The 16,064-nt window shown below is 40.1% G+C and carries 10 protein-coding genes; 5 read left to right on the top strand and 5 right to left on the bottom strand.

All coding sequences use genetic code 11. The features are described from left to right. The first annotated feature begins 12 nt into the window (after nt 1-12). The 4 genes from AAW12_RS05495 to idi all read left to right on the top strand — a co-directional run bounded on the left by AAW12_RS05495 (nt 13) and on the right by idi (nt 4,300). Nucleotides 13-1,749 carry a phospho-sugar mutase gene (locus AAW12_RS05495; RefSeq protein WP_046672609.1) on the top strand — a complete coding sequence of 579 codons (1,737 nt, stop codon included), beginning with the start codon at nt 13-15 and terminating at the stop codon, nt 1,747-1,749. Further along, on the top strand, nt 1,749-2,291 hold the full coding sequence (locus AAW12_RS05490) for an NUDIX hydrolase (RefSeq protein ID WP_046672608.1): 543 nt from the start codon (nt 1,749-1,751) through the stop codon (nt 2,289-2,291). The genes AAW12_RS05495 and AAW12_RS05490 overlap by 1 nt, the downstream gene beginning before the upstream one ends. A gap of 79 nt (nt 2,292-2,370) precedes the next feature. Next, nucleotides 2,371-3,684: a hypothetical protein gene (locus tag AAW12_RS05485; RefSeq protein WP_046672607.1), complete on the top strand. Its 1,314-nt coding sequence runs from the start codon at nt 2,371-2,373 to the stop codon at nt 3,682-3,684. A gap of 76 nt (nt 3,685-3,760) precedes the next feature. Beyond that, the gene (idi, locus tag AAW12_RS05480; protein ID WP_046672606.1) at nt 3,761-4,300 is read left to right on the top strand and encodes an isopentenyl-diphosphate Delta-isomerase; all 540 of its coding nucleotides are present in this window, start codon (nt 3,761-3,763) and stop codon (nt 4,298-4,300) included. A gap of 73 nt (nt 4,301-4,373) precedes the next feature. Here idi and AAW12_RS05475 read toward each other — a convergent pair whose 3' ends face one another. From AAW12_RS05475 to gcvP, 3 genes are all read right to left on the bottom strand, one after another. Further along, nucleotides 4,374-5,201 (bottom strand): N-acetylmuramoyl-L-alanine amidase, encoded by an 828-nt coding sequence (locus tag AAW12_RS05475; protein WP_046672605.1) that lies wholly within the window; start codon nt 5,199-5,201, stop codon nt 4,374-4,376. 227 nt (nt 5,202-5,428) lie between these two features. Continuing rightward, nucleotides 5,429-6,085, bottom strand: coding sequence for a hypothetical protein (locus AAW12_RS05470; protein WP_046672604.1), 657 nt, complete (start codon nt 6,083-6,085; stop codon nt 5,429-5,431). 201 nt (nt 6,086-6,286) lie between these two features. Continuing rightward, nucleotides 6,287-9,160, bottom strand: a complete 2,874-nt coding sequence (gene gcvP / locus AAW12_RS05465) for an aminomethyl-transferring glycine dehydrogenase (protein WP_046672603.1) — start codon at nt 9,158-9,160, stop codon at nt 6,287-6,289. Nucleotides 9,161-9,735: 575 nt separating this feature from the next. On the opposite strand from gcvP, the gene ctlX reads away from it, so the two are divergent. Continuing rightward, on the top strand, nt 9,736-10,686 hold the full coding sequence (gene ctlX / locus AAW12_RS05460) for a citrulline utilization hydrolase CtlX (protein ID WP_046672602.1): 951 nt from the start codon (nt 9,736-9,738) through the stop codon (nt 10,684-10,686). Between the two features lie 141 nt (nt 10,687-10,827). Here the strand turns inward: ctlX and AAW12_RS05455 are convergent, their stop codons facing one another. After that, nucleotides 10,828-14,007 (bottom strand): TonB-dependent receptor, encoded by a 3,180-nt coding sequence (locus tag AAW12_RS05455; RefSeq protein WP_046672601.1) that lies wholly within the window; start codon nt 14,005-14,007, stop codon nt 10,828-10,830. A gap of 293 nt (nt 14,008-14,300) precedes the next feature. Then, nucleotides 14,301-15,890: a bacillithiol biosynthesis cysteine-adding enzyme BshC gene (gene bshC / locus AAW12_RS05450; RefSeq protein ID WP_046672600.1), complete on the bottom strand. Its 1,590-nt coding sequence runs from the start codon at nt 15,888-15,890 to the stop codon at nt 14,301-14,303. Nucleotides 15,891-16,064 lie beyond the last annotated feature (174 nt).

Below are 16,064 nucleotides of genomic sequence, written 5' to 3'. Positions count from 1 at the left end.
AACTTAACGATAATGAAAAATTTAGATAAGGACATACAAAAGAAAATCGAAGATTGGTTAACCCCAAGTTATGATGAAGGAACGCGAAAAGCAGTTCAGGATTTAATCGACAATAATGAGGAGACGGAACTTACGGATTCTTTTTACAAGGATCTCGAATTTGGAACCGGAGGTTTAAGAGGCATTATGGGGGTGGGCTCCAATCGTATGAATAAGTATACGATCGGCAAAGCAACTCAAGGATTAGCCAACTATCTAAAGAAACAGTTTCCAGATCAGGAGATTAAAGTAGCGGTATCGTATGACAGCCGCAACAATTCGCAGGCTTTTGGCCAGCTGGTTGCCAACGTGTTTGCGGCCAACGGCATCAAGGTACACCTATTCACGGCATTGCGCCCGACCCCAATGCTGTCGTTCGCCATCCGCCATTTCGGCTGTCAAAGTGGTGTTATGCTAACGGCTTCACACAACCCAAAGGAATACAATGGTTATAAGGCTTATTGGAATGATGGATGCCAGCTGACGGCCCCACATGATAAAAATGTAATCGATGAAGTAAACGCAATCAATGCTGTGAACGACATTAAATTTGAAGGGAACACACACAATATCATTCCCGTCGGCGATGAAATTGATCAGCTCTATATTGACGCCAATAAAAAATTAAGTATTCACCCTGAAGCGGTACTCGCTCAAAAAAACTTGAAAATTGTTTTTTCGCCGATACATGGAACTGGAATTACTATTGTCCCTAAAATGCTGGAGGCCTGGGGATTTGAAAATGTTTCAGTCGTTGCTGAACAAGCTACACCTGATGGCAACTTTCCAACGGTAATCTATCCAAACCCCGAAGAGGAAGATGCGATGGCCTTAGCAAAGAAAAAAGGAGAAGAAATTGACGCTGATCTTGTATTGGCAACAGACCCTGATGCCGATCGTGTAGGTATTGCCGTAAAAAATAATAAGGGCGAGTTCCAACTGCTCAATGGGAATCAGATCGGAAGTTTATTGGTATACTACGTCCTCAGTACAAAAAGTGAACTAAAACAACTCGGATCGAATCCATATATCGTAAAAACCATCGTCACCAGCAATTTACAAGCCGATATCGCAGATCACTATGGTGTAAAACACTATGAAACCCTTACTGGCTTCAAATATATCGGTGAATTGATTACCAATTTAGGTGATTCAGCACAATATCTTGTGGGCGGAGAAGAAAGTTATGGTTTCTTAGTAGGTGATCTCGTGCGGGACAAAGATGCGCCGAACTCCTGTGCTTTCCTAGCCGAAATGACCGCCTATTTCAAAACAAAAGGAAAAACAGTTTACGAAGTCCTATTAGATATTTACAAAGAATTTGGCTGTTATCAAGAAAAGCTCATTTCCCTAACAAAAAAGGGAAAAGCTGGTGCCGAAGAAATTCATGCCATGATGAATGGCCTACGTCACAATCTACCAACGACACTGGGAGGAATAAAAGTCAAAGAAATCCGGGACTACCAACTTTCCCAAACCACAGATATGAGTACAGGGGAGCGAAGAGCAATCTCGTTACCAAAGTCTGATGTATTACAATTTATAACAGTAGATGGCGATGTGATCTCTGCCAGACCCTCAGGAACAGAACCCAAGATTAAATTTTACTGTTCTGTAAAAGAAAACTTAACGGATACGGCAGATTATATCAATGTGCAAACTGTTTTGGAAGAGAAGGTTGACCGTATGATGAAAGATATCGTAGGCTAATGGAAAAATGGAAACTATTATCCTCTGCATATATCTGTAAAGAGCCTTGGGCCACGCTGCGCAGAGATACTTGTGAGCTTCCGGATGGACGGATCAATGATCATTATTACGTACTGGAGTATCCAGATTGGGTCAATATGATCGGAATTACTGAACAGAACGAGCTTTTGGTTATTAAGCAATACCGTCATGGAGCCGGCATTATTGCATTGGAGATTCCCGCAGGGACAACAGAACCCGGAGAAGACCCTAAAAATGCTGCTGTACGTGAAATGCTTGAAGAAACAGGTTATCAATTTGATCAGATTGAAGAGATAGCCACTCTTTATGCCAATCCGGCGACAAGTGGCAATATTACCTATACCTATCTGATGACAGGAGGCAAAAAAGTTCAGGAACAGGCGTTAGATGAACATGAAGAAATCGATGTCTATCGTATACCGCTTGAAGAAGCAAAAAGGATGCTACTGGACAACGAATTCAATCAGGCACTCCATGCGAGTGCGCTATTCTATGCTTTCAATAAATTAGGCTTGTTATAAAACAAGCCTAATTTTATTCTGTTTTTTTCATTCATACTTTTAATTTTCACTAGCATGCTGATTTTTGTACCTTTGCGTTATGGCAAGAGAAATTTTTGAAACCAAACGAAAGGCCCTGAAAATAAATCTAAACCCAGAGATTTATGGAACCTTTGCAGAAATCGGTGCTGGACAGGAAGTCGCACGTAACTTTTTCAACGCAGGAGCAGCATCAGGCACAATTGCTAAAACAATGTCGGCTTACGACATGGCTTTCAGTGATGCGATTTATGGTGAAGAGGCTGATGGTCGTTACGTCAGCAGAACACGTTTAAAGAAAATGCTCTCCCATGAATTCGATCTTCTTACCCAACGGCTTCATGGCGATAAATACTGCAACAAAAAATTCTTTGCCTTTGCAGATACCGTAACAACGCTCAATTTCACGAAGACAAATGAACCTCATGGCTGGATCGGACTTCGCTTCCAGCATGAAGTGGGAGGCCCTACAAATGATATTATTGTCCATGTAAGACTGCTAGACAGCGACAACCAATTACAACAAAAAGTTTTAGGTATCATTGGTGTTAACCTGTTATTTGCAGCTTATTATTATACAGACAATGTGCAGACCATGATCGAATCATTGGTCGACAACCTTTCTGTTGGTTCCGTTGAGATTGACCTGGTTAAATTAAACGGACCGCTGTTTGAAAACGTCAACCAACGTCTCATCAACTTATACCTGATCGCAAAAGGATTTGCTAAAGCCGCAATATTCCAGCCTGATGGCAAAGCGGTACAAATTAAAGATTATCTGTACAAGAAGAACATTATTTTACTTCGTACCAAATACCGTCAGAAATCCCTTCCAAACTTTGACTTATTCAATCTTGCCGTTGAACAGTTCAAAAAAAATACGGGTGCAACTGACGCAGACACCATTGTATTAATTGAGGTCCTGATGGGAAATGTCTTGGAAGATACGCATGAAATTACAGATGAAGACCTTCAAGAATTTGCTTCTAGAGCTGACGAACTATGTGCGACAGGCAATAATATTATCGTCAGCAACTTTAGAAGAAATAATCATTTAGCAGAGTTTATAAGCACCTTTAAGCCCAAAAACATTGGAATTGCAACCAACGTTTACAATTTAAAGAACATTTTTAATTCAGATAATTATAATAAAGAGCTATACACAAATGAACTCCTTTCCTATATCTCGGGAATGTTCAACAAAAATGTGAAACTCTATGCATATCCTTATCTCTTGAAAAAAGAAAATAAGATTATTACGACGCACAATATGCCCGTTTCTGAAGAAGCCAAACCTTTGTTTGAATTCTTAATTAAAAACGGCTATATCATCGATATTGAAAATTACGACGAGAAATTTGTAAAAACCGTATAAGCAAATCGTCTACAAAATTTAAATTCATTATCTAGCCCAATTTTCTTAAATTGGGCTATCTTTATTTTTATGCCTTATGACGCAAGAAAATGTAATCCTGGTCGACAGCAATGACAATATGATTGGTAGCATGGAGAAATATGAAGCCCATGAAAAAGGGCTATTGCACCGTGCTTTTAGTGTATTTTTGTTCAATGATCAAGATGAATTACTGCTGCAACAAAGAGCATTAGGTAAATACCACTGTGGCGGACTTTGGACCAATAGCTGCTGCTCTCATCAGCGACTGGGTGAAAGTAACGTAGAGGCCTCCAAAAGGCGTTTAATGGAAGAACTGGGCATTACAGCAATGGACCTTCAAGATACCTTCTCGTTCGTTTATAAGGCTCAATTTGACAACGGACTTACGGAGCATGAATTCGATTATGTCTTATTCGGAAAATTTAATGGAACTCCACAAATTAACGAAGAAGAAGTTGCCGCAACAAAATACTTGAATCAACAGGAAATTCAAGATGCAATACAACAGGCACCCGAGCAGTTTACACCCTGGTTCAAACTCATCGTTGAACGTGCTTTTGATACCTACTTCAGTATATATAAAAACAAATTATAACAATCGTATACCCTACAAAAAAAGATCCTGCCTTTCAAAAAGCAGGATCTTTTTTCTTTCGTTTAGCAAAGCGCTATAAGAATTTTTTATAGATGGAATAAAGGATCTTAAGGTCATTCTCTCCCATGAACGCTGTATTTACGTCCTGCTGAATGTAGTGAATCTTAAATGCTTTTATTGCCGCATCGAGATTACTCACATCGTATCCGATGATACGTAATGCCATTTTCGGGTTAAAGTCTGCTGGAGGCGTTTCTAAATAGTCCTCATACCAAAAACCGAATCCTTGATCAGCCAGTTTTTTCCAAGGAAAACGTGATGGATCGTTTTTTCGAGTTGGTGCCAGATCCATATGTCCAATAAAATTTGCCTGCGGAATTCTATAAGTCGTTTTTAAATAAGCTAGCAACTGCGTCAAGGCATTTATCTGTGCATCAGTCCAAGGGTCAGTGGTCCCATTATTGTCCAGCTCAATGCCAATAGAAGAAGAATTGATGTCCGTATCATTGCCCCATTTCCCCAACCCTGCATGATGCGCACGATAGAGGTCATTGACCATCTGCACTACTTTTCCATCCCGACCGACCACATAATGGGAGCTTACACCTGCTTTCGCGGAATGAAATGTACGAATGGTCTGTCCCAAAGAATCCTGCGCCGTGTGATGAATGACAACGAAATTGGGCTTACGTATACCGAAATTAATCGATGCAATCCATTGTTGATCTTTGACATTCGCCTTCTCCAATTGACCCGTGACAGGCGACTGTTTATAGAGTTTTGAAAATTCTTTTGCTTGCTTCTTATATACCTTTTCAGTCTTCGCGTATTTCCCTCCTGCACAGGAGACCAATAATGCTGTTGCGACACAAAGATTGATGGAAAATTTTAGTATCTTCATATTGAAATGTTTCAGCACAAACTAAGGCAAATTTGCCAATAAAAACAAATTTATTAAGTCCATCCTATCGTCGGGTATATTTTCCAAACGCTCTTTTCTCATGCATATATGGGACAATGTTGGTTGTTAAACTGGGACAATACAGTTTTAAAAAAAAGCCCAAACCAATGTTTGAGCTTTTCCCTATCAACTATGCATTTCTTCTTTATAGTATAATTACGTTTTTATTATTTCAGTGTGCTGAGGTTTAATTTTGTCAAAAAACCTTTTAGCTCGTCCAGGCTATACCCATTTCCCCGAAGGGTAATTAAATAGCGATCTTTCTCGAGATAACTTATTTCGGAACTTTTCGCCGTTGAGCCTTCCACTCCTTTGCTATCTGTTGTTTTTGCCCGTTTGCCTTCAAACTTGCCAGTTTTTTCTATTTCAGTATCTGTAATTTTCTCTGAATCTACCATGAAGCCCATTTGCGCTAAGCCCACGATTGCCGAAGCTGTCTCGCCCGCCCCATCAATAATATTGACTTTAATTTCCTTTTGGTTATCGTCAGTATAAGTCGCCTCTCCAGATACGACCTCTGCCCCATACATGGATCCGCCAGAATAGGAAGTTCTTTTTAAACCATCTAAGCTTTCCGGTAAAAAAGCCTTCAACTCTTCCGAACTTAATGGTTTTTCGGATTTAAGTTTGGCTTGAAGGTCTTCCAATTTTTTTGCTCCATCACTCAGGTTATCCAAGTTGGATACTCCTTTAACTACATCCGAAATCCCAGCCTCTTTCTCCTTAGCATCTTCACTCCCTTCACTGGATTTGCTGTTGCCGCAGCTCGCGACCAAAAGGCCCAGTCCTAAGAGAACAGGCATTACTTTCCATTGTCTTTTCATGATTATCAGTTTTAATTAAAACGCCAAAAAGAGCAAAATAATATAATTAATCTAAATTTTAAAATCGGTTTGCATACGATCCTTCGACGGTAAAGTTTAACTAGAGTACCTTTCTATTTTTCTTTTACCCACGCATCTGAACAGATTGCACAAAAAAAGGCCTCTATACGAATATAGAGGCCTTCATTATAGCTACCGAGACTATGCTTCGGCGTACTCTTCAATTGATGGACACGAACAAATCAATGTACGGTCACCTTGAGAGTCGTTTACACGTCCTACCGAAGGCCAGAATTTACGTTCTCTTACATACTCCAATGGGTATGCGGCTGTTTGACGGCTGTAAGGTCTGTCCCACTCATCTGCGGTTACAACCGAAGCGGTATGTGGTGCATGTTTCAGTACATTGTTAGCTTGATCTACCTCTCCTGCTTCAACCGCAGCGATCTCTTCACGGATAGCAACCAATGCATCACAGAAACGATCCAATTCAGCCTTAGACTCAGACTCCGTAGGCTCAACCATCAATGTTCCTGCCACAGGGAAAGAAACAGTCGGTGCGTGGAAACCATAATCCATCAAACGCTTTGCAATATCTGCAACCTCGATACCAAAGTTTTTGAATCCACGGCAATCTAAGATCATTTCGTGTGCGCAACGTCCGTTAGTACCTGAATAAAGTACTGGATATGCATTTTCTAAACGCGCTTTAATATAGTTTGCATTTAATATGGCTGTTCTTGTCGCATTTGTCAAACCTTCACCACCCATCATTGAAATATAGGCATGGGAAATAAGCAAGATTGATGCTGAACCAAATGGAGCTGCAGAAACGGCAGAGATACCCTCTTCACCAGAAGTAGAAACCACTTCGTGGTTAGGTAAGAAAGGAACCAAGTGTTTTGCAACACCGATAGGCCCCATACCTGGACCTCCTCCACCGTGAGGAATACAGAATGTTTTATGGAGGTTCAAGTGACAAACATCAGCGCCAATATGGCCTGGGCTCGTCAATCCAACCTGTGCATTCATGTTCGCACCGTCCATGTAAACCTGACCACCATTTGCATGAACAATTTCACAGACTTCAATAATAGACTCTTCAAATACACCGTGTGTAGAAGGATAAGTCACCATCAGTGAGTTCAAGTTTGCAGCATGTTCAGTCGCTTTTGCTCTTAAATCTGGAATATCGATATTTCCCAATTCATCACATTTCACAACAACCACTTTCAATCCAGCCATAGAAGCAGAAGCAGGGTTCGTTCCGTGTGCAGAAGCAGGAATCAAACAGATATTACGTCCGTGATCACCACGGCTTTCATGGTAAGCACGAATAACCATCAGACCAGCATACTCACCTTGTGCTCCTGAGTTTGGTTGGAAACTCATTTTTGCAAAACCAGTGATCTCAGACAACCAATCGTTCAATTCGCCAATCATTTGCATATATCCAGAAGTTTGATCTGCAGGAGCAAATGGATGCAAACCGCCAAATCTCGCCCAAGTAACTGGTACCATTTCGGCTGTAGCATTCAATTTCATCGTACATGAACCCAATGGAATCATCGAGTGGCAAAGCGACAAATCTTTTGCTTCCAAAGATTTGATATAGCGCAACATCTCATGTTCAGAATGATAGCTATTAAAGTTTGGATGTGTTAAGTAGGCAGAAGTACGTACTAAATCGGCAGGAATTGAAGAACCTAAATTCTCTTCCAATGCATCGAAATCTACGTCATTCAATGTTTTACCTTGAATTTTAGCAAATACTTTGACGATTGTCTTGATATCTTCGTATGTCGTTGTTTCGTCTATAGCAATTGAAACTTCCGAACCATTGTAATAGAAGTTTAATTCGTTATTTAATGCTTCAGATTTCAAAGCACCAGCATGAGCACCTAAGTCTACACGTAGTGTATCAAAATAAGCTGCATTCAATTGCGTATAACCCAATGATTGTATTGCTTGATCCAACAGGTTAGCCAATGCATTGATACGTGATGCTATATTTTTGATTCCTTCAGGGCCATGGTATACGGCATAGAAAGAAGCCATAATCGCTAAAAGAGCTTGTGCAGTACAAATATTTGAAGAGGCTTTATCGCGACGGATATGTTGTTCACGAGTCTGCAAAGCCATACGCAATGCATATTTGCCATTTGAATCAGAAGTAACACCGATAATACGGCCTGGGATATTACGTTTAAAGCTGTCGCGTGTCGCAAAATAGGCTGCATGAGGGCCGCCAAAGCCCATTGGTACGCCAAAACGTTGCGAGTTACCGACAACAACATCTGCTCCCCATTCTCCCGGAGGCGTCAATAAGGCTAAGCTCATCAAATCTGCCGCCGCACACACGGTAATATGCTTACTGTGCGCTGTAGCAGCAAATGATTTATAATCGACAATGGAGCCATCAGCAGCAGGATATTGAACAAATGCAGCAAATACATCGTCTGTTAATTCTGATTCAGCGATAGCCGCAATTTTAAGCTCGATACCAAAAGACAAAGCACGGGTCTTCAATACATCAATCGTCTGCGGATAGGCATTGTTCGACACCAAGAAAACATTAGCATCTTTATTTTTCCGAGCTGAATAAAGCATAAACATGGCTTCAGCTGCAGCCGTAGCTTCATCCAACAAAGAAGCATTGGCAATTTCTAAACCTGTGAAATCACAAATTACAGTCTGGAAGTTCAATAAAGCTTGTAACCTACCTTGTGCAATCTCCGCCTGATAAGGCGTATACTGCGTATACCATCCTGGGTTTTCAAATACATTGCGTTGAATGACGCCCGGAAGGATTACATCGTAATAACCTTGACCAATAAAAGATTTAAAAACTTTATTTTTCTCAGCGATTTCCGCAATACGCTTTAAATAGGCTACCTCAGACAATGCTTTGGGAAGATTTAAAGGTTTTGGAGCACGAATTTGAGAAGGGACCGTTTGGTCAATAAGCTGGTCAATTGACGAAACGCCTAATTTAGCCAACATTTCATTCGCTTCAACTGGACTTGGGCCATTGTGGCGACTTTCGAATTTTTCTTGGAAGTGTATATTGCTCATGTGTGCAAAAAGTTAACGCTTATAGATAGTTAGCGACATAATAATTAGGCAATTAACTCTCTTATAAACAGTCGTTTTTTGGATGAGCAAAGATAGCAAAATAAATGACTGAAAACGAAGCAAAAAAGTGGATAAAAAGTCAGTTTTACTGAGCTACCGAAATGCAATCGATTGTCTTTGTCAATTAATTTTTGGAATAACCTCAAACATACAGGTTGTTCATTATAAATATAACAAACAATACAACAATCGCTTGCTACAATTTTAAAAAAAGACAGGATTATCTGCTATTTCACCCGCGCATTTCTTTCATTACTTCACTATCCTTTTTTGCAATGCCCATGAATTTTCAATAAATTAGTATATGTACCAATTGTAAAGTGACTTCGAAATAACGATATACACTTTTTTGCTAAGAACAACTGATATCAAGAGTATGTTGCGATCAGAAATCTTAACGAAGAAAACATTATCCAGCTAGGGAAGCATCTCTTTTGACAAATGTAAATTATCACAAAAAACGAATATCATTTCTTTTTAACGAATATAAAACAGCGAAGTAACGATTATAAACCATGAGAAAACAGGTAACAGACAGCGTTCTTTTAGTAAGACCCGCTGTCTTCCGTAAAAATGAACAGACCGCGGTCAACAACTTCTTCCAAAAGGATATCGAAAACCTCAGTATAGAAGAAGTCAACAAAGAAGCGCAAGGAGAGTTTGACGCGCTAGTAAATGAATTGAAGTCACATGGAATTTTGGTGACTGTCATTCAGGACGACGAGAAATCAGAAAGCCCCGACAGTATATTCCCCAACAATATTGTCTCCTTTCATCAGGATGGAAAAATAATTTTCTATCCCATGTTTGCTCCAAATCGTCGAAAAGAACATTTATTGGATTTCGAAGGGCCATTGAAGCAAAACGGTTATTATGTAAAACTAACCAAGGATTTAAGTGAAGCCGAAAACAATAAACAATATTTGGAGGGCACTGGCGCGCTCGTCTTGGACCGTGCTCACCGTATAGCCTACTGCGCCTTATCCGAAAGAGCGGACAGAAGTATGCTCGATGAATATTGCAGAACTGAAAATTATACACCGGTTGTATTTCACGCCTTCCAAACGGTCGATGGAGAGCGGAAACCTATCTATCACACCAATGTCGTCCTAGCGGTGGGTGAAGACTTTGCCATCTTATGTCCGCAGGCAATCGATAATCAGTCTGAGCTCGAAACGCTACTAAAAAGCTTAAAAGATACAGGCAAGGAGATCATTGAAATCAACGAAAACCAACTCGAATCTTTTGCGGCAAACTGCCTACAGGTAAGAAATAAATACGGGAATCGTTTTATTATCCTGAGCAACAAGGCTTTATCTTCATTGACTTTATACCAAACAGCGCAATTAGAAAAGCATGGCAAAATCATTCATCAGGATCTCCATGTTATCGAGACCTGTGGCGGTGGAAGTGTGCGTCACATGATGGCCGAAGTTTTTCTTCCAAAAGAAAAGGTCCCTGTATAGCGATCAAAGATCTGCCTACAAACCCTATTGCATGTAAACCTTCATAAGCTTAGATCTAATGACTGTAAAAGACGAAGCCCCCAAAACTAGTGCTTTTGGGGGCTTCGCCATGAAAAGTATCTTTTATATCGTTTTATGTGATTAGAACGAATACCTTAATCCCAATTGGAATTGATAGGGATTACCCGAAGGTGAGACGATACCAGAGTTGTTTACATTATAATTAAACTGCTGTTTCGTAACATCAAAAGGCACCAATTTCTCTCCAGCGGCATCCTTTCCGCCTAAAGCATATAGATTTTGATTACCCAAAGACTCATTTACGCCCCAAGTCTTCTTAAATAAGTTGGCAACATTGAAAAGATCTCCCGAGAGCTCCAATGCATGGTTTTTATATAAATTGAATTTTTTAGCAATTCGAAGGTCGATCAAACCATAAAAACCATTTACTCCACCATTACGTTCAGCTATTTTACCTTGATATTTTTTAATAAAATCTTTAAGGCTCTGACTCGCTTCTGGATTATTCAACAAATTATTCAATCCACTAATCAGCTGTTTTGACGTATTGGGATTATTGGGATCAAAGATAAAGGCCAGATCATTGTCCCCAGCAACAAAGTCTCCATTTATATTTCCTCCGGCCAACAAACTGTATCGCGTACCACCAATACCTGAGTACCGTACTCCCACGCTGACACCATAAAATGTTGGTAAAGTACCATAGATCACAATCTTATTGCGGAATTGATTGTTCGAATAACTCATCTTGCTCAAATCGCGCGGATCATCTTTTACTGCCAAAGATAAGGTCGCTGTATTCGCCACGTTTCCATTGAAAGAAGTATTATCTTTCGCATCATTCCAGGTATAGCTAACCGATAGAGATCCATCTTTGTAATATTGATAACTTGCATCCAATACGACTGCAAACTGATTCACTTTTCCTTCAGAGTTCAATTCTAGTACGCGGCCGAATTTATTGGAAATCCGTCCCTTTTTCCAATCCGGAGCCCCATCAACAATCGATGCCGCAGGAACAAAAACGCCCCTATTGTCTTCATTCGCTAATCTAAAGAACGGATCTTTCACCATATTACGATCCACATACATATAGTTATTACGCCCAAGATTCATATACCCTGAAAGACTCGCTTTTAACTTTTCGGTGAAGAAATGCGTATAAGATACATTTGCCTTGTAGACTACTGGAATTTTAGCGTCGGGTCCATAGGTATTGATCGTAGGTACTTGAAACTGCGCCAATGTTGGTGTTGTCAACGGGTCCTTTCTATAGCCCACAAAATTAGGTGTAGGTACATCATTACCTCGGACATCAACCGTCGCAAAATGCTTACCGTCGAAAGTCAAGTTATTGATGGTCATATAATTGTTAATATCTGAGGCGAAAACACCTGCTCCTATCCGGAAAAAGTCCTTTCGTTCTTCATTCACATCCCAAGTCATCTGGAAACGAGGCTGTACAACAAAAGATTTCAATTTGTGATCTGTACGCACCCCCACTTCTTTCAGCAATTCTTCATTCAAAGGAGAGGTTGGATAATGTCCGTAATCCAATCGTAATCCCGCAACCAAATCCAACCCCTGTGCCAACTTGGTCTGTAACTGACCATATGCACCGGCATTGAATATCTTACCGACCACAGCTGGATCACTTACCAAAGGAACTTCACGATAATAAGCATATGGCTTCATGTCGTTAAAGTTTTGCATGGCTGTCTTTCCATCACTCGGTCTAAAGTGAAAGCGCCCATTGACCTCACTTCCATAAATCGAGTTTGCGTGGGTATACATCAAGTCGACCCCAAAGGTGTAATTGATATTATCGGTACTGTAATAGATATTATTAACAAGCTGAAATACATTATTTTTAAATGATTCCTGTGCAAAACGATGTCCGCCCAACTGCAATGTGGTCTTTTTATCTTCTCCAGCGACCTTAGATACTGCATCCTCTACAATTGCACGGGGAATATTTTGACTTGGTAAAAGATCTCCTGGGCTACTTTTTTGATAGGTATAGAGATGTTGTACTTTCAATTCATTCGTTACCTTAGATGAAATAGTCGTACGCAAAGTTGCCAATAGACTGTTATCAATGTTTTTATCATTTCCATAAGATTCATACAAGGTAATTGGCTTATTATCCTGTAATCCCAACTTATTATTGTCACTTGTAAAGTTATTTCGGATCGTCAACAAGTTTTTCTCATTAATTTGCCAGTCAATTCGCCCAAAAATCGCATCAGACCCTCGCTTTTTATCAAAAGCACCATATTGACGTTCATTGCCCAATCCATACTTGTTACGTCCGATATTGACAAACTCATCCAAGGTGGCATTAGTGACATTAAATCTCTTCTCGTCGGCCTCAGAATTGATATCCGCAATAATCAGTGGGCGGGCATCGCGTTGATGATCCCAGGCTACAAAATAATGTAATTTGTCCTTTATAATCGGGCCGCCCAATGTAAATCCGTATTGATAGGTAGAGAAATCATTGCTTCGTTTATTTCCTCTGATATCGTACGGACTGGACAACCAATCGGCCCTTGAATAAAGCCATGCGCTTCCGTGCGTTTGATTTGTTCCCTGTTTGGTCACCGCACTGACTGTTCCTCCTCCCGCTCTTCCGTAAGTCACATCATACTGGTTGGTGACCACTTTAAATTCACGGACTGCTTCTATCGAAATGGAAAAAGGTGCGCCACTACGACTGGTTGTTGAACCCGCAGAAGTCGGATTTTTGGCATTCATACCATCAATCGTAAAATTAGTAGAAGAACCCAACTGGCCACCGATATTATCGCCCTTACTCAAAGGAGACAGATCCATTAACGACGTAAAATTCCGGCCGTTGACAGGCAACTTCGCGATGTCCTTGGCTGTAACCGCTGTAGCAGCACCTAGATTTTCTATTTTATTCTTTAGCGTACTTATTCCTGTTAATTCAACGGTTTCCAATACATTCGACGTGTTTTGAATAGGAATGGTCAAGCGTACAATATCACCCTGATTTAAATTAAATCCCGAACGCACCTGTTCGCCATAGCCTATATAAGTAACTTTGATCGTATATGGACCGCCTAAAGGTAACTCCTTAAAGTTGAAGTCGCCATTTGCATTGGTTGAGGTCTTCGTTGTGAAACCGGTCGATTCATTCCGCACTTCGATGGAAGCACCATGAACCCCTTTGTTGTTCTCGTCCGTAATCTTTCCGGAAAACCCGGCTTGGGTCGTTTGTGCGTACAACCCTGTTCCAAGTGCGATGGCACACGTTGTAAGTAGAAATTCTTTCATTTAGTTGTTGGTTGTGATAATGAAAGCAAAACTACATCGGAACTGTTAACAGGAGCTAAACGAAATATTATGAAATTATAAACAAAGCATTTCAACATGTATATAAACAAAATGAAACTTCTTTAGGAAAAAAGAAGCAATATCGGAACAGGCAACAAAAGTATTTTAACATAGGTATAGAAATATCCCGATACTGCAAACATCATGATTTAGCAGACAGTAACAAAAAGAACGCAAACTGAAAATTCTTTCTGGCCAATAACATCACAAAAAAGTCAGCCGAAGCTGACTTTCTAATATAAAATCGTAAACTTAAAATCCAATGGATTAAAGTACTTGTAAAGATCCCTAAAGAGGCTATCACCGTATTTGACATAAAGCAAAGCGAAATTTTCAGAGCGCTCCTGCAGTCCTCCGCCAGGAAAAAGTTTTTCCTTCACATTATCAATATCCGTTAAAGCATGCTGATGATTTCGCTTCTCAGCTTTCATCAGCTTTTTCTCCAAGTTATTGATCGCTTTCTTTAACCGTGCTTTTACGGCTTCAGTGCTAGGACCCAAACTTGGATCTATTTTATGAGTTCGTAACCTTATCTTACCAAAAATGGCGTTCAGCTCCATCCATTCGTCATTGAGATTCAGTCGTTCTTTGGTATGACGTCGAACATACTCTTTTTTCAGCACTTCTGCCGGCCGGAAAATACTCTTAAATGTAAGATCAACACGAAACAACTTAGCTGCAACGTTGTCCTCGGTAATCATTGCTGAATTACGAGGGATCAAAATTGGAAAATCTACCTGATATTGTTCAAAGTTGGATTTTAGCTGCATCCAATAGACCATTTCGGCGCCACCGCCAATATAAGCAAGATTGGGAAGTATAATTTCCTGATACATCGGCCGCATGACCACATTTGGACTGAAACGCTCTGGATAACGCTCGATCTCCTGCTCCAGCTCTGCTTTGGTAAAATAAATATGCTGGTGCAATACTTCGTATCGGCCGTCAGCAGTCAGTACTAAACGCTCTCTAAATTCGTCCGTCAAATAAAAGAAATTAATCTCACGGGCATGCACTTGGGTAGAGAAACCATTTGATTCCAACTCTTCCGATCGCGCTGTTATTGCCTTAAAGCTTTTTTCAGAGATGATATCTTCCTTAATAATTGGCTTGAACAGTTCCTTCAATTCCCGGTCATCCGCATCGACGATCAAAAGACCGTAAGACTTAAACAACTCATTGACCATATACCGTGTTGCATCTGCTAATCGATCATGGTTCAAATAGGCTTCTTCTACAATGCGTGTCAGTCTGGTCGAATTTTCGGAAAGCCCTAAAATATTGGTGTACTGCTTCACAGCATCAACGATTGTTGCGGTATCCATTCTCCCGGTAGCAGAAACAGCAGGAGTATCCCAAGCAATTTTCTTACCGAAGACTTTGGTGTGGTTGATCTCTTCAAAGTCATGATCTTCAGTTGCCATCCAATATACCGGAATAAAATTTTTATCGGGATGTTTGCCTTTCAAATCTTCGGACAAACGTATTGCTGTCATTATTTTAAAAATAAAATACAACGGTCCGGTAAAAATATTGAGCTGATGCCCAGTCGTAATGGTATAAGAATTTTGGTCCAGCAACAGTTCTAAATTGGCGGCTACGGCAGGAGAATCTTTTAATAGTTCGCCATATTGGTTTTTAAGGCGCTCAACAAGAATCTCCCTGTGTTCAAATTTCTTCTTTTCATTCAATTGCTTTTCAAAACCAGCCCAGGTAGGCCAATTCCCAACAAAAGGTTTTAAGGCTTCATCATGTGCCAAATAGGCTAATAAAGTCTTGGAGAAGCTATTTGTTTCACTATATTCAATATAAGTTGCTTTCATCTGCAAATTTATTATTCATTTTCTATTCTTATTGATTACGAAAATTCCCAAAGCAACCTGATCGGAGGGAGAATCTTTTTCGTCCCAACAGCACCTATTTTTATCTTAATCAAAAGAATGATTCATCCTGAAACTACAGGCCTTCATAAATCTGATTTTAAACGGTTATAGATT

Origin of the sequence: Sphingobacterium sp. Ag1 (genome assembly GCF_000988325.1) — a bacterium.
GTDB lineage: Bacteria > Bacteroidota > Bacteroidia > Sphingobacteriales > Sphingobacteriaceae > Sphingobacterium.
The sequence above is the reverse complement of the archived record's forward strand: the minus strand, read 5'-3'. Positions and strand labels throughout refer to the sequence as shown.